At 71.2% G+C, this 18,562-nt stretch carries 17 protein-coding genes; 8 read left to right on the forward strand and 9 right to left on the reverse strand.

The genetic code is table 11. The features are described from left to right. Nucleotides 1-86 precede the first annotated feature (86 nt). On the forward strand, nt 87-827 hold the full coding sequence (locus Afe05nite_RS35660) for a hypothetical protein (RefSeq protein WP_239118445.1): 741 nt from the start codon (nt 87-89) through the stop codon (nt 825-827). Between the two features lie 106 nt (nt 828-933). Beyond that, on the forward strand, nt 934-1,761 hold the full coding sequence (locus tag Afe05nite_RS35665; protein ID WP_239118446.1) for an alpha/beta fold hydrolase: 828 nt from the start codon (nt 934-936) through the stop codon (nt 1,759-1,761). Here the strand turns inward: Afe05nite_RS35665 and Afe05nite_RS35670 are convergent. The 4 genes from Afe05nite_RS35670 to Afe05nite_RS35685 all read right to left on the reverse strand — a co-directional run bounded on the left by Afe05nite_RS35670 (nt 1,758) and on the right by Afe05nite_RS35685 (nt 5,135). Continuing rightward, entirely contained in the window at nt 1,758-2,063 is a 306-nt protein-coding gene (locus tag Afe05nite_RS35670) for a GlsB/YeaQ/YmgE family stress response membrane protein (RefSeq protein WP_203821710.1), read from the reverse strand. The two genes, Afe05nite_RS35665 and Afe05nite_RS35670, sit on opposite strands and share 4 nt — an antisense overlap. Nucleotides 2,064-2,113: 50 nt before the next feature. Continuing rightward, entirely contained in the window at nt 2,114-2,536 is a 423-nt protein-coding gene (locus tag Afe05nite_RS35675; protein WP_203821711.1) for a hypothetical protein, read from the reverse strand. 111 nt (nt 2,537-2,647) lie between these two features. Next, nucleotides 2,648-3,724: a pectinesterase family protein gene (locus Afe05nite_RS35680; RefSeq protein WP_203821712.1), complete on the reverse strand. Its 1,077-nt coding sequence runs from the start codon at nt 3,722-3,724 to the stop codon at nt 2,648-2,650. 409 nt (nt 3,725-4,133) lie between these two features. Further along, complete coding sequence (locus Afe05nite_RS35685) at nt 4,134-5,135, reverse strand: LacI family DNA-binding transcriptional regulator (protein ID WP_203821713.1); 1,002 nt, start codon at nt 5,133-5,135, stop codon at nt 4,134-4,136. A gap of 100 nt (nt 5,136-5,235) precedes the next feature. Between Afe05nite_RS35685 and Afe05nite_RS35690 the strand changes: the two genes are divergently transcribed. From Afe05nite_RS35690 to Afe05nite_RS35705, 4 genes are read left to right on the forward strand one after another with little or no spacing between them, the layout of a single operon-like run. Next, the gene (locus tag Afe05nite_RS35690) at nt 5,236-6,387 is read left to right on the forward strand and encodes a Gfo/Idh/MocA family protein (protein ID WP_203821714.1); all 1,152 of its coding nucleotides are present in this window, start codon (nt 5,236-5,238) and stop codon (nt 6,385-6,387) included. Further along, a complete protein-coding gene (locus Afe05nite_RS35695) occupies nt 6,384-7,475 on the forward strand; it encodes a DUF993 family protein (RefSeq protein ID WP_203821715.1) in 1,092 nt (363 codons plus the stop codon). The genes Afe05nite_RS35690 and Afe05nite_RS35695 overlap by 4 nt, the downstream gene beginning before the upstream one ends. Further along, a complete protein-coding gene (locus Afe05nite_RS35700; RefSeq protein WP_203821716.1) occupies nt 7,472-8,275 on the forward strand; it encodes a sugar phosphate isomerase/epimerase family protein in 804 nt (267 codons plus the stop codon). Before Afe05nite_RS35695 ends, Afe05nite_RS35700 begins: the two co-directional genes overlap by 4 nt. After that, the gene (locus Afe05nite_RS35705; RefSeq protein WP_203821717.1) at nt 8,272-9,084 is read left to right on the forward strand and encodes a DUF6807 domain-containing protein; all 813 of its coding nucleotides are present in this window, start codon (nt 8,272-8,274) and stop codon (nt 9,082-9,084) included. Before Afe05nite_RS35700 ends, Afe05nite_RS35705 begins: the two co-directional genes overlap by 4 nt. Before the next feature lie 192 nt (nt 9,085-9,276). On the opposite strand, the gene Afe05nite_RS35710 is transcribed toward Afe05nite_RS35705, so the two are convergent. The 5 genes from Afe05nite_RS35710 to Afe05nite_RS35730 are packed head-to-tail and all read right to left on the reverse strand — an operon-like array spanning nt 9,277 to nt 15,884. Then, complete coding sequence (locus Afe05nite_RS35710) at nt 9,277-10,407, reverse strand: Gfo/Idh/MocA family protein (protein ID WP_239118447.1); 1,131 nt, start codon at nt 10,405-10,407, stop codon at nt 9,277-9,279. Next, the gene (locus Afe05nite_RS35715; protein ID WP_203821719.1) at nt 10,404-11,867 is read right to left on the reverse strand and encodes a mannitol dehydrogenase family protein; all 1,464 of its coding nucleotides are present in this window, start codon (nt 11,865-11,867) and stop codon (nt 10,404-10,406) included. The genes Afe05nite_RS35710 and Afe05nite_RS35715 overlap by 4 nt, the downstream gene beginning before the upstream one ends. Continuing rightward, nucleotides 11,864-13,144: an enolase C-terminal domain-like protein gene (locus Afe05nite_RS35720; protein ID WP_203821720.1), complete on the reverse strand. Its 1,281-nt coding sequence runs from the start codon at nt 13,142-13,144 to the stop codon at nt 11,864-11,866. The genes Afe05nite_RS35715 and Afe05nite_RS35720 overlap by 4 nt, the downstream gene beginning before the upstream one ends. After that, nucleotides 13,141-14,565: a glucuronate isomerase gene (gene uxaC / locus Afe05nite_RS35725; protein WP_203821721.1), complete on the reverse strand. Its 1,425-nt coding sequence runs from the start codon at nt 14,563-14,565 to the stop codon at nt 13,141-13,143. Before uxaC ends, Afe05nite_RS35720 begins: the two co-directional genes overlap by 4 nt. A gap of 8 nt (nt 14,566-14,573) precedes the next feature. Next, on the reverse strand, nt 14,574-15,884 hold the full coding sequence (locus Afe05nite_RS35730) for a Gfo/Idh/MocA family protein (protein ID WP_203821722.1): 1,311 nt from the start codon (nt 15,882-15,884) through the stop codon (nt 14,574-14,576). A gap of 269 nt (nt 15,885-16,153) precedes the next feature. Between Afe05nite_RS35730 and Afe05nite_RS35735 the strand changes: the two genes are divergently transcribed. Both Afe05nite_RS35735 and Afe05nite_RS35740 read left to right on the forward strand, forming a co-directional pair. Next, nucleotides 16,154-17,188, forward strand: coding sequence for a LacI family DNA-binding transcriptional regulator (locus Afe05nite_RS35735; RefSeq protein WP_203821723.1), 1,035 nt, complete (start codon nt 16,154-16,156; stop codon nt 17,186-17,188). Between the two features lie 16 nt (nt 17,189-17,204). Then, entirely contained in the window at nt 17,205-18,545 is a 1,341-nt protein-coding gene (locus Afe05nite_RS35740; protein WP_203821724.1) for an ABC transporter substrate-binding protein, read from the forward strand. Nucleotides 18,546-18,562 lie beyond the last annotated feature (17 nt).

The raw sequence follows: 18,562 nt of genomic DNA on the forward strand, positions 1-18,562 counted from the left end.
ACCAGTGATACGTGCAGGTCGCCCGGCTGGATCAAAGATCTTGGGAAAGTGGCACGCGGGGTGAACCGCTCCGGCCTTGCCGTCGTGTGGATGACACCAGCGAAGGGGAGGCAGTCATGACGACACTCAGGACGACAATGGTAGTGGTGGCACTCGGCGGACTGACCTTCCTGACGGCCTGCGGCAGCCAGTCGGAAACGCCGAGCGACAGTATCGCCGCGCGGCTCCCGGTGGCCGAGACCCGCACCGTCGACGCCCCGCCGTCCGCGTCCGGGCCTGGTGGGCTCGCCGGGGTGGGGGCGCAGAAAGCCGAGAACGAAATCGTGAAACCCACGGTCGCGAAGACCCAGAAATGGGTGAAGATCTTCAGCGGCCCGTCCGACAAGGACATCGAGCCCGATGCCGACAAGACCAAGGGCAGCAATATCGTCGAGCTGAACGCGACCGAGAACGAGCAGATCGGCACCTATGTGAGCGACGGTGCCGGCCGCACGCTCTACCGTTTCGACAACGACGATGCGAAACCGCCGAAGTCGACCTGTAACGGCGAATGCGCGACCGCCTGGCCCCCGCTGCTCATCAAATCCCCGGGCAAGATCTTCCCCGCCGGCCTCGACCCGAAAATCATCGGGTACGTCGAACGCGCCGACGGCCATTGCCAGGTGACGATCAACGGCTGGCCGGTCTACTACTTCGCCGGCGACAAGAAGACCGGCGACATCAACGGGCAGGGCGTGAACGGCAAGTGGTTCGCCGTCGCCCCCACCGGCGGCAAGACCAAGCCCGTTCCCGGCTTCCCGCTGACCAGCCCGTCGCCGACCAGATGACCCATCGGGGGTCCGCCCGGCCGCCCATCGGCTGCCGGGCGGATCATTGTCGGAACGCGCCCGGCCGTCCCCCCGGTGCCGGCCCCGCCCGCCGTAGGCTGCGGGGATGGTGACCGAGACCGACGTCCGGGCGGCTGACGGCCGGACGCTGCACACCTACTCCCGCGGCGCCGGCGACCTGGTCGTCATGTGGCATCACGGCACCCCGAACATCGGTTCGCCGCCCGCGCCCCTGTTCGCCGCGGCCGACCACCTCGGCATCCGGTTCATCGGCTACGACCGCCCCGGCTACGGTGGCTCGACCCCACACCAGGGCCGGGACGTGGCGTCCGCCGCCGCCGACGCGGCTGCCGTGGCCGACGCGCTCGGCGTGGGCCGGTTCGCGGTGATGAGCCACTCGGGCGGCGGCCCGTGCGCGCTGGCCTGCGCAAGCCTGCTGCCCGACCGGGTCACGGCGGCCGCGGTGGTCTCGTCACCGGCCCCGTTCGACGCGGCCGGGCTCGACTGGTTCGGCGGCATGGGCCCGGCCGGCGAGGCCACCCTGCGAGCGGCCGCCGCCGGTCGCGAGGCGAAGGAGGCTCACGAGAAGGCGGCCGGCGACACCGCCCCCGACTTCCAGCCGGCCGACTGGGCGGCCCTCGACGGGGAGTGGGGCTGGTTCGGCAGCGTGGTGGGACCGGCCATGGCGGCGGGCCCCGGTCCGCTGATCGACGACGACCTCAGCTATGTGAACCCGTGGGGCTTCGACCCGGCCACCATCACCGCCCGCGCCCTGCTCGTGCACGGCACCGCCGACCTGGTCGTCCCGGCCGCCCACGGCTCGTGGCTGGCTGCGCGCATCCCCGGCTCGGCCCTGCGCCCGGCCGAGGGCGAAGGCCACATCTCGGTCCTGCCGGCCACCGCCGTCGCGGCCCTCGAATGGATCCGCGGCTAATCGCGGACGCGGTCGGTGGAGAACGCCTTGACCAGCAACGCGGCCAGGGCGACCCCGACCACCGCGATGCCCACCTGCACGCCCACCACCAGCCAGTCGAAACTGCGGCCGGTGACCTCGAAGGTGTGCGTGCTGTGCCAGTCCCAGCGGTCCGCCGCCCAGGTGCCGGCCACCGCCGCACCCATGCCGATCAGCACCGTCAGGATGATGCCGATCTGCTGACGGCCCGGCAGCAGGATCCGGGCCACCACGCCGATCAGCGCACCGAAGATGATCGCCGATATGTAGTCCTGTGCGTGCACTTCGCCTCCCACCGATAGGTGAGATCAGCATGCCCGAACGGCGCAACGGCTCAAACGCGGCGCAGGGCGTTGCGCAGCGCGCTGACGAACCGCGACGGGCGGTCGTTGCGCCAGCCCTGCTCGTCGTTCCAGACCAGCGAGGGCAGCTTGCCGTGCTCGAACGTCTCCGGGTAGTCGTCGAGGAACAGGCGGACGTCCGTCATCGACGGGTTCTCCGGTTCGTCGTTCCACACGTTCACGACAGCCACCTCCGTCACCGGTACCGCCACGTCCACCGGTCCGTTGCCGCTTCCGTCCGCGCAGGCGACATCACCGGCGATCGGAACGCACGGGCTGTAATCAGACTCGCACTCGCTGTCCACCGCGACCTTCGCCTCGACCCTCGTGGTCGCGAGCACCGCCGTCGCGGGGGAGTCCGCCGGCGGCCGGAAGCCCGGCCGCCGCGGGGACGGCCGGACCGGTGTCTGAGTCATCACCCGGCCAGTGTGGAATCAGTGCGCGCCGGCGGCCACCACCCGTTCGGCTGAAAGATGTAAAACTTGTACGACTATTACTCCTCGAAAGACCTCAAGCTTTGTTGCCTATTACCGGCGGGACTGCGGTCGCCAGCCGTCCGACCCACGCAGGAATGCGGCGACAGTGTAGGCGCGAGCCTCCTCGGCGGTCAGTTGCGGCCGGTCGGCGGAGACGACGGCACCCGGGCCCCGGTTGTGGTGCTCGCCGAAGCGGGCGTCCACCCACGGCCACGTCCCGAAGTCCGACCACGCGGCGGCTCCGACGTGCGACCCGATCCAGGAGTCCCGCACGATCGTCTGGCCGACCGCGTTCGGGTCGTTGCTGGGATGCCACGGCCGTCCGAGGTAGACGGTCCCGGCCGGTGCGTCCGAGGTGAGCATGCACCGGCTGAACAGCAGCCCGTACGGATTGGTGAGGTCGGTGCTCGGCGCGGTCACGTACCCGTTGGGGCTCGTTCCTCGATCGAGCGAGTGGATCCGGCAGCCGTCGAAGACGGCGGTGCCGCGCCCGAAGATGAAATCGACGTCGCCCTCGACGTAGCAGCTGCGGAAGTACGAGCGGGCGACCACCCCGGCGGCGCTGCTGTTGACATAGAGCGTGTCCTGGTTGGCGAGGAACCGCACCCGGTCGAAGACGAGCTTGTCGGCGCGGGTGAGAACGGCGACCGCCTGCCGGGAGGTGATCTCCGGGTGGCCCGCCTCGTCGAACAGGTTGGCGAAGGTGAGGTTGCGGGCCCGGAAGCCGGCCCCGTCGACGGTCACCGACGCGCTCCCGGACGTGCCCCAGGTGCCGCTGCCGTCGGGCTTCGGCGTCCCGTTGGCCCGGTCGTCGGCGATCACCACGGCGTCGGCGGAGTGCCCGAGTCCGCTGATCGTGATGAACGGCTTGGACGACGGTATCTTCACCTGTCCCAGATAGGTGCCAGGTTTGACGGCGATCGTGCGGGGCTCGGTGTTCCCGTCCGGAACCGCGTCGACCGCGGCCTGGATCGAGGCGAAATCCCCGCTGCCGTCGGCCGCGACGGTCGCGAACGGCGCGGGAGTCGCCCGAGCGGGAGCGGCCTGGGCGGGCGAGACGACGGTGGCAGTGAACACGGCACCGGCAGCCCCGCCGCCGGCTAGTTCGAGAAACCTTCGACGGCGCATCGAAACTCCTAAGGAAAGCCCTTTCCTGCGCACGTTAGGGGTATCCATCGCCATGCGTCAATGCCGCCGGCCCGGAAATCCCTTCCCGTCCGCCGGCCGGGCGGGGTCGGTTTGTCGGCCGGACGAGTCGGCCCACCGGCCGGGCGGGGTCGGTCCGAAGGCGGCGCGCGGTCGGTCTGCCGGTCGGGGGCTTGATCGGCGGGTGGGGCGGCGTACCGGGAATCGTGCGGTTGGTGTGCTGACGCACGAAGCCGTTCTTGCCCGACAGTGCCGGACCCGACCGGCGCATTTCCTGGAAAAGGGGGTCTCCGGAGCACTGCGAGGCCCCATTCCCAAGGAAAAGGGCCTCGCCGGGCCTCGCCTCCGGGGCGTAGTGGGTGCCGGCGGAACGTCGGGTGTCGGTGCCGGGTCAGCGTGGCCAGGTGCTTTGCCGGACGATCAGCTCGACCTTGACCCGTTCCACGCGCGGAGCGTCGCCGGCCGTGCCCAAGGCGAGGGTCATCGCCCGTTCGCCGAGTTCGGTCAGGGGGAGTCGGACCGAGGTCAGGGCGGGTGTCACGTCGCGGGCGATCGGCATGTCGTCGAAGCCGATCACGGCGACCCGGCGGTCGGGGGTGGCGCGCAGGGCGGCCAGGGTGCCGACGGCCATCGAGTCGTTCAGGGCGGCGATCGCTGTCACGGACGGGTGTTCGGCCAGGAGCTGGGCGGCCACCGCTTCGCCGCCGTCGCGGGTGAAGTCGGCGGCGTGGATGCGGGCGGCGGGGATGCGGGCGCCGAATTTACGGGCTGCGCGTTGCAGGCCCTTGAGGCGGTCGAAGGTGGTCGTCAACGGGGTGGGGCCGGTGAGCACGGCGATCTCGGTGTGGCCCAGTTCGAGCAGGTGCGAACCGGCCAGGTAACCGCCCTGCTCGTTGTCGGGGAGCACGGCGTCGCCGGTGTGCTCGTGGCGGCCGATCACGGCGATCCGGCCGCCGGTGGCCTCGAAGGCCCGGAGGCGGTCGTCGAGCCGGGCGGCGGTGGCGGGGTCGAGGTAGCCGGAACCGGCGATCACGATGGCGGCCACCTGGTGGGCGTGCAGGAGGTCGATGTACTCGAGTTCGCGGTCGGGTTCGCGGAAGCTGTTGCAGATGATCACGAGGCGGCCGTCGGCGGTGGCCACCCGCTGGAGGCCTCGGGTGATCTCGGCGAAGTACGGGTCGGACACATCGTGGACGATCACGCCGACGGCCGAGCGGTGGGACCTGGCCAGCATCTGGGCGTGGGCGTTCGGCACATACTTGAGTTCGGCCACCGCGGCCAGGACGCGGGTACGCAACGCGTCCGCCACCGGTTTCGGGCTGCCGTTGATGATTCTCGATGCGGTCGCGGTCGAGACTCCCGCATGACGTGCGACATCCGCCAAGGTGGCCATGACCGGGGAGGATACCGGCGCCGGTCTTGCCTGGGTGGTGGCACGCCCATTACGGTCTAGGAAAGCGCTTACCTAGGGGTTTGTGGGAGGACCGCCAACGATGGGCCGGACAAATATCGGAATCGTGCTCAACGGCGTCACCGGACGGATGGGGCTGCGTCAGCACCTGCTCCGCTCGGTTCTCGCCATCCGCCAGGACGGCGGCCTGCCGCTGAGTGACGGGTCGGTGCTCTGGCCCGAGCCGGTGCTGGTCGGCCGCAGCGAGGCCAAGCTGCGCGACATCGCCGAGCGGCACGGCCTCACCGACTGGACCACCGACCTGCCCGCCGCCCTCGCCCGGCCCGACGTGCAGGTCTACTTCGACGCCCAGGTCACCTCGGCGCGGGTCAAGGCGCTGCAGATGGCGATCGACGCGGGTAAGCACATCTATACCGAGAAGCCGGTCGCGGAGACCCTGGAACAGGCGATCGACCTGGCCCGCCTCGCCGACGCGGCCGGCGTGAAGCACGGTGTGGTGCAGGACAAGCTCTATCTGCCCGGTCTGCGCAAGCTGGCCCGGCTGGTCCGGTCCGGCTTCTTCGGGCAGGTGCTCAGCGTCCGCGGCGAGTTCGGCTACTGGGTCTTCGAGGGCGACTGGCAGGCGGCGCAACGGCCGAGCTGGAACTACCGGGCGGCCGACGGCGGAGGCATCGTCCTCGACATGTTCCCGCACTGGCACTACGTCCTCGAGCAGCTCTTCGGCCCGGTGCGCACGGTGACGGCCCGGGCGGCGACCCACATCGAGAAGCGGTGGGACGAGGAGGGTGCGGCCTACGACGCCACCGCCGACGACGCCGCGTACGGGATCTTCGAGCTCGACGGCGGCATCATCGCCCAGATCAACTCGTCGTGGGCGGTGCGGGTCAACCGCGAGGAGCTCGTCGAGTTCCAGGTGGACGGCACCCAGGGCAGCGCGGTCGCCGGCCTGCACCACTGCCGGATCCAGCCGCGCGCGGCCACGCCCAAGCCGGTCTGGGACCCGGACGTCCCGACCACCCAGCGCTTCCGCGAGCAGTGGCAGGAGGTGCCGGACAACGACACCTTCCCCAACGGATTCCGCGCCCAGTGGGAGCAGTTCCTGCGCTACGTCGCCGAGGACGAGCCCTACGCGGGCGACCTCTGGGCGGGCGCCCGCGGCGTGCAGGTGGCGGAGCTCGGCCTGCGGTCGTCGCGGGAGGGCCGCCGCCTCGAGATCCCGGAACTCGACCGATGAACTTCAGTGGACACGGCGCCTCCTTCGCCGAACCGAAGGGCGGGTTCCAGAGCCGGATCGCGTACGCCGCCGCCCCCGTCACCGCCGATCAGCACGCCGAGAACATCCCCGGCGCACCGGCGGCCCTCGACTGGGACGCGACCCTGCGGTTCCGCCATCACCTGTGGTCGCACGGCTTCGGGGTGGCCGAGGCGATGGACACCGCCCAGCGCGGGGCGGGCCTGGACTACGCGGCGACCCGCGAACTGATCCGTCGCAGCGCCGCCGAGGCGAGCGGCCCGATCGTCGCCGGCGTCGCCACCGACCAGCTCCCGGCCGGGCCCGCGACGATCGACGAGATCCGGAAGGCGTACGCCGAGCAGCTGGCCGATGTGCAGGAAGCCGGCGCCCAGCCGGTGCTCATGTGTTCGCGGCATCTCGCCGCGGCGGCCCGGGACGCCGACGACTACCGGGAGGTCTACGGCGAGCTGCTGGCGCAGGCCGACGGGCCGGTGTTGCTGCACTGGCTGGGGGAGGCGTTCGATCCGCTGCTCGCCGGTTACTGGGGCGGCGACGACGTGGTGCTCGACATCATCGCCGCGCAGCCGGCCAAGGTCGACGGCATCAAGATGTCCCTTCTGGACGCGTCCCGTGAGATCGCCATGCGCGCGGCTCTGCCCGCCGGCGTCCGGATGTACACGGGTGACGACTTCAACTACCCGGCCCTGATCAAGGGCGACTCGTCGGGCTTCTCGCACGCCCTGCTGGGCGTCCTCGCGGTGATCGCCCCACCCGCCGCGGCCGCGCTGCGTGCGTTGGACGCGAACGACATCGCGGAGTACGACCGGATCATGGCCGGGACGCTGCCGCTGGCAAGGCACCTGTTCGCCGCGCCGACCTACCACTACAAGACCGGCATCGTCTTCCTCAACTGGCTGGCCGGCCATCAGGACCACCTCACCATGGTCGGCGGCGCCCAGGCCGGTCGTTCCCCGCGGCACCTGCTGACCCTGATGCGCCTGGCCGACGACGCCGGCATCCTCCCCGACGCCGACCTGGCCGCCGCGCGGGCCGCCGCCTGGCTGACCACGGTGGGACTGGACCGATGAACCGGTTCTCGCTCAACCAGGCCACCACCAAGCACTGGCCCCTCGAGGAGCTGGTGGCCGGGTGCGTCCGGGCCGGTGTGCCGGCGGTCGGGCTGTGGCGCGAGGAGGTCGCCGCCTACGGCCTCGACAAGGCGGCGGCGCTGGTGCGCGACGCCGGCCTCGCGGTCTCGTCGCTGTGCCGCGGCGGCTTCTTCCACGAACAGGACTGGTACGACGACAACCGGCGCGCCATCGACGAGGCGGCGACGCTCGGCACCGACACCCTGGTGCTGGTGAGCGGTGGTCTGCCGGGCCGGTCACGCGACCTCGACGGCGCCCGCCGGCATGTCGCCGACGCGATCGGTGCCCTGGTCCCGGACGCGCGGGCGGCGGGCGTACGCCTCGCGATCGAAGCTCTGCACCCGATGTTCGCCGCCGACCGGTGCGTGGTCGCCACGCTCGGCCAGGCTCTCGCGATCGCCGCTCCGCATCCGGCCGACGCGGTCGGCGTGGTGATCGACACCTACCACCTGTGGTGGGACGACCAGGTCTGGCGGGGCATCGAGGAGGCCGGCCGGCAGGGCCGCATCGCCTCCTTCCAACTGGCCGACTGGATCACTCCGCTGCCCGCGGGCGTGCTGCTCGGCCGCGGCCTGCCCGGTACCGGCTCGATCGACATGCGCCGGTTCGCGACCGCCGTCCGCAACGCCGGCTACCAGGGCTGGATCGAGGTGGAGGTCTTCCACGAGGAGGTCTGGGCACGCCCCGGCGCCGAGGTTCTCGCCGAGGCGTACGCCGGTTACCGGGCGGCGGTGCGATGACCACCCTCGACGTGGCGGGGGTGCCCGTGGCGACGTACGTGGAGGAGCCCGACCTCGACATCCGGCTGGCCCCGCGCCCCTACCTGCATCCGGTGCGCACACTCTCCGGCATAACGGTCACCGACGCCCTCTGCCACGACCACCCGTGGCACCTGGGCGCGTCCCTGACGATGTCCGATGTCGACGGTCACAACCTGTGGGGCGGCCGCACCTACGTCCGCGACCAGGGTTATGTCTGGCTCGACGACCACGGCCGCATCCAGCACCGGACGTCCGAGCCGATCCCCGGCGGCTTCCGCGAGACCCTGAGCTGGCTGGCCCAGGACGGCACCCCGCTGCTGCGCGAGCGACGCGAGATGACGGCCACTGCCGCGCCGCGTGGCTGGGAGCTTTCCTTCGCGTACGCGTTGAGCACCCCGGCCTCGGCCGAAGTCACCCTGGGCAGCCCGGCCACCCACGGCCGCCCCGGCGACGCCGGTTACGGCGGCTTCTTCTGGCGCGCCCCGTCCACCCCCGCGGTGGCGTTCGCCGAGTCCACCGGCCACCCGCACGGCTCCGCCGACCCGTGGCTGGCCCTGGTCGCCGACAACCGCTACACCCTGGTGTTCCGCGGCCTGGCCGACGCCGACCGCTGGTTCGTCCGCACCACCGAGTACGTCGGCGTGTGCGCCGCGCTGGCCTTCACCGACCCGCTCGCGATCAAGCCGGCCGAGCCCCTGACCCGGACGATCCGGGTCCTGATCGCCGACGGCGCCCTGACCCGTCCCGAGATAACCGAGGCCCTGCGCGCGGATCGGCCCCGGTCCTGACCACTTTCCGCGCACCTGATGATCAACCGGCCGGGGCGGACGGCGCGGGACTCGGCGCGCCGCTGTCGAGGGCTTACCGGTCCGGCGCCCGCGCCGGGCCGTGCGGCGCCGATCCGGCCGGGGACTACCTCGCGGCGTCCGCCCGGCGACCTCGCGCCGGGCGGGCCACTCTTGCCGCTCGGAGCAGAACGGCTAGGTCACCGGCAGTCGCTGGGTGAAGGGGCGGACCGCCCACGGCACGCCCGACTCGGACGGCAGGGCGAGCGTCTCGACGGCCTTGCGGAGCAGGGCGTTGATGCCGGGGATGGTCCTTTTCGGTCCTTCGATGACGACCACGCCGTCGTCGAGCAGGTGCGGTCCGGGTGCGTCGGGCGCGGTCAGGGCCTCGAGGACGACGGTGAAGTCGGCGGTGTCCTCGAGCGGAACCAGCAGGGGCGTGCCGTGCTCGCGGTGATCGAGCAGGTTGGTCAGCAGGTCGGTGCGCCCCGGCACCTCGATGAGCTCGTGGCCGGGCAGCGCGAGCCGGTCGGTCGGGTATTCGAGCAGCGCCGAGCCGGTCGACCCCCGCGCGCCGATCTCGCCGGCGACGAACTCCTCGCCGGCCAGGGTGACGGCGATCATCACCTGGAGGCCGCTGTCGAAGGTGATCCGGGCGAACGCGGTGTCCTCCACCTCGATCGGGCGCACCCGGTAGCGTTCGGCGACGAGCTGGCGGGGCTGTCCGGCACCGAGCGCGCGGGCGCCGGCCAGGGCCTGCATGACCGCGTGGGCCAGCGGGTTGACCAGGGCGCCGTCGACGACCGCCCGGCCGCCGACGACGCGTTTGCCGGCCCACGGCGCACGCGCGTAGTAGAGGTCGTCGCGCTGCCAGGACGCGGTCGCGGTGATCCCGTCGATGGTGCCGAGGCCGGGCAGGGCGTCGCGGAACCGCTGCCACGCCACCGAGCCGAGGGCCTGGAACCCGACCTGGCAGGAGCGGCCGGCCGAGCTGAGCGCGGCGGTCAGGGTGCGGTGCGCGGCCACCGACGCCACCGGCGGTTTCTCGAGCAGCAGATCACAGCCGGCGGCGATCGCGTCGAGGGCGATCGGCAGGTGGGTGTGCGGCGGGGTGCAGATCACGACCACGTCGGGGGCGGTCTCGGCGAGCAGGTCGCGGTGGTCGGTGAAGGTCCGGACCCCGGCGGGTACGGGCGGGTCCGGCTCGAGCGGCCGGATGTCGGAGAGCGCCCCGAGGCGTACGCGACCCGCCGCCGCCAGCTCGCCGATGTGCCGCCGGTGCCACCGCCCGTGGCCGTTCGCCCCGATGAGCGCCACGTCCGTCACCGAACACCTGCCAGGGTCGCTTCCACGCCGTGTTTGTCCAGGTCGGTCAGCCATTCGACGAGCAGCTGACGGATCGTCTCGTCGGCGGCCAGTTCCGGCGAGAAGATCGTGTCGAGACCGAGCAGCGCGTCGACCGTGCCGGCCGGGGTGGGTTCGGCGGCGGCGAGCCGCTGCCGGATGCGGTCGGCCAGCGGGTCGTCGAGGGGCAGCGGCCGGCCGTCGTCGGTGGTGCCCCGGGCGAACCGCATCCACGCGGCCACCACCAGGGCGCCCCAGCGCGGGGTGCCGCCGGCCCGGCGCCGGTCGAGGATGGTGTGCAGGACCCGCTGCGGCAGTTTCTGCGATCCGTCCATCGCGACCTGCACGGTGCGGTGCCCGATGGCCGGGTTGGCGAAGCGGCGCAGCACCTGCTCGCCGTACTCGACAGTGGTGATGCCGGCGGGCGGGTCGAAGCTGGGCGCGATGTCCTCGGCGAGGAACCGCACCATCGCGTCGCGCATGCCGGGCACGGCGAGCGCCTCGAAGATCGTCTCCTGGCCGGCGACCGCCCCGAGGTAGGCGACGGCCGAGTGCACCCCGTTGAGAGCGCGCAGCTTGAGCCGCTCCCACGGCCGCGGGTCGTCGGTCATCACCGCCCCGGCCCGGTCCCAGGCCGGGCGCCCGGCCGGGAAGTTGTCCTCGATGACCCACTGCATGTACGGCTCACCGTGCACGCCCGCCTCGTCACGCACGCCGAGCTGCTCGGCGGCGACGGCCAGGGTCTCGGCGGTGCTGGCCGGGACGATCCGGTCGACCATGGTGCCGGGGAACGTCACGTTGTCGCGTACCCAGTCGGTGTGCCCGGTCGCGGTCGCCAGCGAGCCGATCAGCCCGCCCAGCCGGTGGCCGTTGGCCGGCAGGTTGTCGCAGCTCACCAGGGCGATCGGCCCGCCGTCAGCGCGGCGGCGAGCGGCCAGGCCACGGATCAGCAGGCCGGGGACGGTGCGCGGATCGCGATCGGTCTCGAGGTCACCGCGCAGCTCGTCGTCGAGCAGCAGCCGGCCGGTGGCCGGGTCGAGGTGGTAACCCTTCTCGGTCACGCAGAGGGTGACGATCTTGATGTTCGGTTCCGCGATCAGCGCCACCACGGCGGCCGGGTCGGCGGCGGCGTGGCGCAGTCCGGCGAGAGCGGCGACCACCCGGGTGGACCGCTCGCCCGCCCCGAGGGTGGTGACGCTGAACAGGCCGTCCTGGGCCCGGAGCTGGTCGACGACGGTGGCCGAGCGGGGGCCGACGCCCACGATGCCCCAGTCGCCGCCGGCCGCGGCCATCGCGTCCTCGGTGAAGACGGCCTGGTGGGCCCGGAAGAAGGCACCCACGCCGAGGTGGACGATGCCGGCCCCGGCCGCGCCGGGGGTGATGCGCGGGCGGGCGGCCGCGGGGACGCGGCCGAGGGTGGCCAGCCCCAGGCGGTCGCTCATCGCCACACCGGCCCCTGCGGGAAGGAGTACTCGGCGATCGACTCGGCCCGCAGGTCCGAGCTGTAGCCGGGCGCTTGCGGCACGAGGTAGCGGCCGTTGTTGGTCCGTACCGGGTCGGTGAAGTGCTCGTGCAGGTGATCGACGTATTCGACCATGCGGCCGTCGAGGGACGTGCCGACCCGCAGGTAGTCGAAGATGGCCACGTGCTGGACCAGCTCGCACAGGCCGACCCCGCCGGAGTGCGGGCAGACCGGCACCCCGAACCTGGCCGCCAGCAGCAGCTCGGCGAGCACCTCGGGCACCCCGGCCACCCGGCACGCGTCGACCTGCATCACCCGGATGGCGTCGGCCTGCAGCAGCTGCTTGAAGATGACCCGGTTGGCGGCGACCTCGCCGGTGGCGACCCGCACCGGCGCGACCGCCTGCTGGATGCGGGCGTGCCCGAGGATGTCGTCGGGGTGGGTGGGCTCCTCGATCCAGTAGGGATCGAAATCGGCCAGCCGGGCCATGTTGTCGATGGCCTCGCCGACCCCCCAGATCTGGTTGGCGTCCATCATCAGCAGCGCGTCCGGCCCGATCTCCGCGCGGATGATCCCGGCCCGCCGGACGTCGTCCTCGATCGGGCCGCCGACCTTCATCTTCATGGCCCGCCAGCCCTGCGCGTACGCCTCGCGGGTCAGCGCCCGCACCTTCTCGTCGGGGTACCCGAGCCACCCCACGCTCGTGGTGTACGACGGGAAGCCGTCCTCGCTGATCGCCGCGAGCCGGTCGGCGAGGCCGTCGCGACCCTTGTCGAGGATGGCGGCGGCCTCGTCCGGGGTGAGGGCGTCGTCGATGTGCCGGAAGTCGACGCAGGCGATCAGCTCGGCGGTCGGCATCTCGGCCAGCAGCCGCCACATCGGCTTGCCCTCGACCTTGGCCCGCAGGTCCCAGACGGCGTTGACGATCGCGCCGGTGGCCATGTGCAGGGCGCCCTTCTCCGGGCCGAGCCAGCGCAGCTGCACGTCGGCGGTGAGATCGCGCACGAAGTCGACGCTGAAACAGTCGGCCAGGCTCCGGCCCTCGACGTGGTGGGCGAGGGCCCGGACGGCCGCGCAGGTGATCTCGTTGCCGCGGCCGTTGGTGAAGGTGAACCCGGTGCCGGTGTGCGGGCCGTCGGTGGTCAGCTCGACGTAGGTGGCGGAGTAGTCGCCCTTGTTTATCGAGTCGGATCCGTCGCCGGTGGCCGCGGTCGGGAAGCGTACGTCATGGACCCGGAGGCTGTTGATCTTGGTCATTTGGTGTTCCCGTCGAGCTTGAAGATGCGCTTCGGCAGGTGATAGGCGAGGTCGGCCATGGTCTCGGCGGCCTCGTCCATCGGCAGTCGGTCCTGCGCGACGAGCGACGCGAGGTAGGCGGCGTCGGAGCGGCGGGCGACGCTGTGCCGCACCGGGATCGAGCAGAACGCGCGGGTGTCGTCGACGAACCCGGCGGTGTTGTAGAAGCCGGCCGCGTCGGTGACCGCCTCCCGGAACCGGCGCATCGCGTCCGGCGTGTCGAGGAACCACCACGGCGCGCCCAGGAACATCGCGGGATAACCGCCCGCGAGCGGGGCCAACTCGCGGCTGAAGGTGTACTCGTCGAGCGTGTAGACCACGATGTGCAGCCGCGACTCCATGCCGAACTCGTCGAGAAGCGGCCGCAGCGCATGGACATAATCGGTCGCCTGGGGAATATCGCCCCCTACGTCCTTGCCGTGCGAGGCATAGAGCTTGCGGTTGTGGTCGCGGTTCGCGCCCGGGTGGATCTGCAGGACCAGGCCGTCGTCGAGGGACATCCGGGCGAACTCGACCAGCATGTGCGCGCGGAACGTCTCGGCGTCCTCCCTGGTGGCGTTGCCCTGGAGCCCGCGCTGGTAGACGGCGGCGGCCTCGGCCGGCGTCAGCTTGAGTGTCCGGGCCGTCGGGTGACCATGGTCGGTGCAGGTGGTGCCGGCGGCGATGAACGCTTCCCGCCTTTTCCGGAGCGCCTCGATATATCCGGCATAGGTCTCGACATCTGACCCGGAGATCGCGCCGAGCTTGCCGATCTCGTCGCGCCAGTCCTCGCGGTCCATGTCGACCACGTTGTCCGGCCGGAACGTGGAGATCACCCGGCCGTCCGGGCCGCCCCAGCCGTCCGCGGCCAGCTTCGCGTGCTGGGCGAGGTCGTCGGTGGGCGATTCGGTGGTGGCCAGCACCTCGATGCCGAACCGCTCGAACAGCGCCCGCGGCCGGAAGCCGGGCTCGGCCAGTCGGGCCGCGATGGCGTCGTACACCTCGTCGGCGGTCTCCCGGCGGAGCGGCGTCTCGACCCCGAACACGGTGCGGAACGTCTGCTCCAGCCACAGCCGCGACGGGGTGCCGCGGAACAGGTGCCAGTTCTCCGCGAGCAGCCGCCAGATCGCCCGGGGGTCGCTCTCCACCTCGCCGCCGTCGCGCCGCGGCACCCCGAGCCGGGACGGCGGGATGCCCTGGCTGAGCAGCATCCGGGTGACGTAGTGGTCGGGCACGATCAGCAGCCGGGCCGGATCGGGGAACGGGTCGTCGTCGGCGAGCAGGCGGGGATCGACATGGCCATGCGGCGAGAGCAGCGGCATGTCGCGCACGGCTTCGAAGAGCTCGCGGGCGATGCCGGCCTGACGCCGGTCGATGGCGAACGTCGGTTCGGACACGGTCACCTCGGTAATCAGTTCAGGTCGAGCAGGTCGGAGACCCGTACCGGCTCGGCGGTCTGCAGGGAGCGGTTGGCGGCCAGGCCGGTGAGCAGCGCCAGGGCGCCGTCGCGGGCGGTCGCGGAACGGTTCATCGGGTCGGTGTGCCCGCCGAGCAGGACGGCGGTCATGCGGCGGTCGGCCCCGCCGTGCCCGGCCCGGCTGTGCGGCTGGAGTTCGACCTTGTACGGCGGGGCCCAGAACGGCCGGATCGTCAGGGTGACGCCGCCCTGCTCGACGGCCTCGGTGACGCCGTGCACGGACGCGCCCTTGAGCTCGCCGGCCGCGGCCGGGCTGACGTGGTCGGACTCGACCACCTCGAGCTCCAGCCGTCCCCGGCTGCCGTTGACCATGAGCCGGTAGCCCTCCCACGGCGCGTACGCGGTGAGGTGGTAGGTCATTCGCGCCCCCGTGTCGTAACGGACGAGCACCGACAGGTCGTCCTCGATCGTCACGCCGGGTGCGAAGACGTTGCGGTCGCGCAGGTAGCCGTCCTCGCCCTCGGCATCGAGATAGAGCTCCTTGAGCCGGGGGTTGGCCGCCAGGTCGAGCGCGAACGGGTCGTCCCTGGCCTGCGCACTGCCGTGGGCCCGGTCGTAGTCCCGCGCATACCCGAAACGCCGCCCGTTATCACCGTAGAAGAAGAGCCGGCCGGACGCGTACACCTCCGCCGGTTCCGCCCCCAGCCACCAGTTGACCAGGTCGAAGTGGTGACCGGACTTGTGCACGAGCAGCCCCCCGGAGTTGGCTTTGTCACGGTGCCAGCGCCGGAAGTAGTCGGCGCCGTGCCGGATGTCGAGCAGCCACTCGAAGTGCACCGAGCCGACCTCGCCGATCTCGCCGCCGGCCAGCAGCGTGCGCACCATCTCGTGCACCGGGTTGTACCGGTAGTTGAACGAGACCTGCACCTTCCGGCCGGACCTGCGCTGGGCCTCGAGGATGCGCCGGGCGCTCTCGGCGTCGACCGTCATCGGTTTCTCGGTGATCACGTCGCAACCGGCGTCGAGGGCGGTGATCAGGTGCTCGGCGTGGGTGCTGTCCATGCTGGTGACGATCACCTCGTCGACGCGTTCGGCCTTGATCAGGTCGGCCAGCCGGCTCGCCTCGTAGGTGGGCACCGCGGCCGCTCCGAGCCAGCGGTTGTGCGCGTCCATCCGGGCCTGGTTGACGTCGGCCAGCGCCACCAGCGTGGTGGTGTCCGCGTGGTCCTCGGTGATCGCGCGGACGAACATCTCAGCGCGGGCGCCGGCACCGACGAGCGCGATGCGGCGGCGTTCTCGTGGCATGGAGCCCTCCCGGACCGGCGCCGGCCAGTGGCCGGCGGGCAACAAAGGTTTGCAGCGAAGTTAGGCGGATCGATGCAATGGCGTCAACGGCTCTGGCAATTATCGTCCGTATTTGCCCGATTAAGAGAGCGTTTCAAGCGCCCGTTCGCAATCTTTATGCAACACAACGACATTGACAGTTGTGCAACCGCTTGCATTAATTGTGGCTGCAAGTGACCGCTGCCACATGGGCTCGGTCCAGCTCGATCGTCCACCGGGGAGGCCGGAGCGTGTCCGTCACCATTCGCGACGTCGCTCGGGCGTCCGGCGTGCACATCTCCACGGTGTCGCGCACGTTCTCGGCGCCGCACCTGGTCAACCCGAACACCCGCAGTCGCGTGCTGGCCTGCGCCGAGCAGTTGGGTTACCGGCCCAACCGGGCGGCCCGGGCGCTGATCACCGGCCGCACGTACAACATCGGGCTGATCGTGGCGGACATCGCCAACCCGTTCTTCCCCCCGCTCATCAAGGCCGCCGAGAGCCAGGCCCGCAAGCACGACCACCACATCTTCGTCGCCGACACCAACGAGGACCCGGCGGTCGAGGAAGAGGTGGTGCGGGCCCTGGCCAAACAGGTCGACGGCGTCCTGCTGTGCAGTCCGCGGATGAGCAACACGCTCATCGAGCAGCTCAGCCGCGAGGTGCCGCTCGTCGTGGTCAACCGGCAGATCACCGGCATCCCGGCAGTGGTCATGGATGTCGCCCAGGGCGCGCGGCTCGCCATCGAGCACCTCACCGCCCGGGGGCACCGCGAGATCGCACTTCTCAGCGGGCCGCGTGGCTCATGGACCAGCCGGGAGATCCGGCGTTCCGCGACCGCGACGGCCCGAGCCGGCCATGCCGAGCTCACCGTCATCGGGCCCAACCCGCCCACCGAGACCGGCGGCCTGACCGTCGCCGAGGAGGTGCTGCGGGCCGGGGCCACCGCCGTGCTCGCCTACAACGACCTGATGGCGATCGGCCTCATCGAGGGGCTGCTCTCCGCGGGGGCCCGCGTCCCCGAGGACGTCAGCGTCATCGGCATCGACGACATCATGCTCAGCCGGCTCACCCGTCCGAAGCTGACCACGGTAGCGACACCCACCGCCGCCGCGGGTCGGGCGGCCGTCGACATGCTCCTCGCGCATGGCGACGACCGTCGTTCCACCGCACACCTACACCTGCAGACCGAGTTGGTCATTCGCGACTCGACGGGGCCGGGCCCGGGTCCGCACAGCCCTGCGGACCCGGGCGGCGTGACCGTCCCCGGAGGTGTCGCCTCCTAAAAAGGAGTCGCACGACATGGTTCCCTTCCCGAGGAGCGCCACGCCCGATCAACCTACTCCGGCGCCCCGCACAACCCGCCGCCGCCTGCTCGCCGCCGCCGTAGCGCTGCCCCTGATCCTCGGGGCCGGTGCCTGTGGCGGCGACGACGACAAGGGCGGTGGCAGCAGCGACAAGGTCGAGCTCTCCATCTTCTGGTGGGGTGCCGACAAACGCGCCGAACTGACCGAGCAGGCGCTCAACCTCTACACCCAGAAGCACCCGAACGTGACGTTCAAGAAGACCTGGCAGGCCAACCAGGGCTACTTCGACAAGCTGGCCACCCTCACCGCCGGCGGCAACGCCCCCGACATCTTCCAGATCGACGACAACTACATAGCCGAGTACGCGCAGCGCGGCGTCACCCTGGACCTCCAGTCGGCGGCGGACGGCGGCAAGATCGACACCACCAAGTTCCCGAAGAGCCTCGTCGAGTACGGCAAGGTCGACGGGAAGCTGGCCGGCGTCGCCATGGGCGAGAACACCCAGGGCCTGGTCTTCGACAAGACGCTGCTCGACAAGTTCCGGCTGCCCGCCCCGACCACCGGCATGAGCTGGGAAGACTTCATCAAGTGGGCGACCGCCGTGTCGAAGACCGCGAAGGTTCCCGGCACCCAGGACGCGAGCGCCGTCTATCAGGCCCTCTGGGTCTACCTCCGGCAGAACGGCAAGGACCTCTACAAGGACAACAAGATCGCGTTCGACGAGGCCGACATCACCAAGTGGTTCCAGATGTGGAAGGACGCCCGCGCGGCCGGGGCCACCCCGACACCGGACGTCATCCACGAGGGCAACGACTCCAGCGTCAGCAAGCAGCTGGTGGTGACCGGCAAGGCGGACACGTCGTGGGTCTGGGTCAACCAGATGCCCGAACTGAAGAAGAACACCAAGAGCGAGCTCGGCGTCGTCGCCTACCCCGGTGACCCGAGTGCCCAGTGGGCGCGCGCCTCGATGTACTTCTCCATCTTCAGGGGCACCAAGAAGAAGGACGCCGCGATCGACGTGGTCAACTTCCTCGCCAACGACCCCGAGGCCGGCAAGATCCTGGGCACCGACCGGGGCCTGCCGCCCAACCTGGACGTGCGCAAGCAGGTCGCCGCGGGCGTCACCGACGCGAGCATGAAGCAGACCATCGAGGTGCAGAACGAGCTCGGCACCAAGTTCGGGCCGACCTCGCCGGCCGTCCCGCCCAAGGGTCACAGCAAGGTGAAGACCGAACTTGTCCGGATCGCGGAAGAGGTGACCTTCGGCCGCTCGACCCCCGAGGCGGGCGCCACCGCGTTCGTCACCGCCGCCAAGGCGGCCATCGGGCAGAGTTAGGGACCATCTCGTGACAA

This window comes from Paractinoplanes ferrugineus, assembly GCF_016862195.1.
In the GTDB taxonomy this organism is placed as follows: Bacteria; Actinomycetota; Actinomycetes; order Mycobacteriales; family Micromonosporaceae; genus Actinoplanes; species Actinoplanes ferrugineus.

What these genes read in the sequence shown, in the direction of transcription:
- Afe05nite_RS35665 (WP_239118446.1), top strand. Translation starts at nt 934, where the DNA reads ATGGTGACCGAGACCGACGTCCGGGCGGCTGACGGCCGGACGCTGCAC.
- Afe05nite_RS35675 (WP_203821711.1), bottom strand. Translation starts at nt 2,536, where the DNA reads ATGACTCAGACACCGGTCCGGCCGTCCCCGCGGCGGCCGGGCTTCCGG.
- Afe05nite_RS35680 (WP_203821712.1), bottom strand. Translation starts at nt 3,724, where the DNA reads ATGCGCCGTCGAAGGTTTCTCGAACTAGCCGGCGGCGGGGCTGCCGGT.
- Afe05nite_RS35685 (WP_203821713.1), bottom strand. Translation starts at nt 5,135, where the DNA reads ATGGCCACCTTGGCGGATGTCGCACGTCATGCGGGAGTCTCGACCGCG.
- Afe05nite_RS35690 (WP_203821714.1), top strand. Translation starts at nt 5,236, where the DNA reads ATGGGCCGGACAAATATCGGAATCGTGCTCAACGGCGTCACCGGACGG.
- Afe05nite_RS35695 (WP_203821715.1), top strand. Translation starts at nt 6,384, where the DNA reads ATGAACTTCAGTGGACACGGCGCCTCCTTCGCCGAACCGAAGGGCGGG.
- Afe05nite_RS35700 (WP_203821716.1), top strand. Translation starts at nt 7,472, where the DNA reads ATGAACCGGTTCTCGCTCAACCAGGCCACCACCAAGCACTGGCCCCTC.
- Afe05nite_RS35705 (WP_203821717.1), top strand. Translation starts at nt 8,272, where the DNA reads ATGACCACCCTCGACGTGGCGGGGGTGCCCGTGGCGACGTACGTGGAG.
- Afe05nite_RS35715 (WP_203821719.1), bottom strand. Translation starts at nt 11,867, where the DNA reads ATGAGCGACCGCCTGGGGCTGGCCACCCTCGGCCGCGTCCCCGCGGCC.
- Afe05nite_RS35720 (WP_203821720.1), bottom strand. Translation starts at nt 13,144, where the DNA reads ATGACCAAGATCAACAGCCTCCGGGTCCATGACGTACGCTTCCCGACC.
- Afe05nite_RS35730 (WP_203821722.1), bottom strand. Translation starts at nt 15,884, where the DNA reads ATGCCACGAGAACGCCGCCGCATCGCGCTCGTCGGTGCCGGCGCCCGC.
- Afe05nite_RS35740 (WP_203821724.1), top strand. Translation starts at nt 17,205, where the DNA reads ATGGTTCCCTTCCCGAGGAGCGCCACGCCCGATCAACCTACTCCGGCG.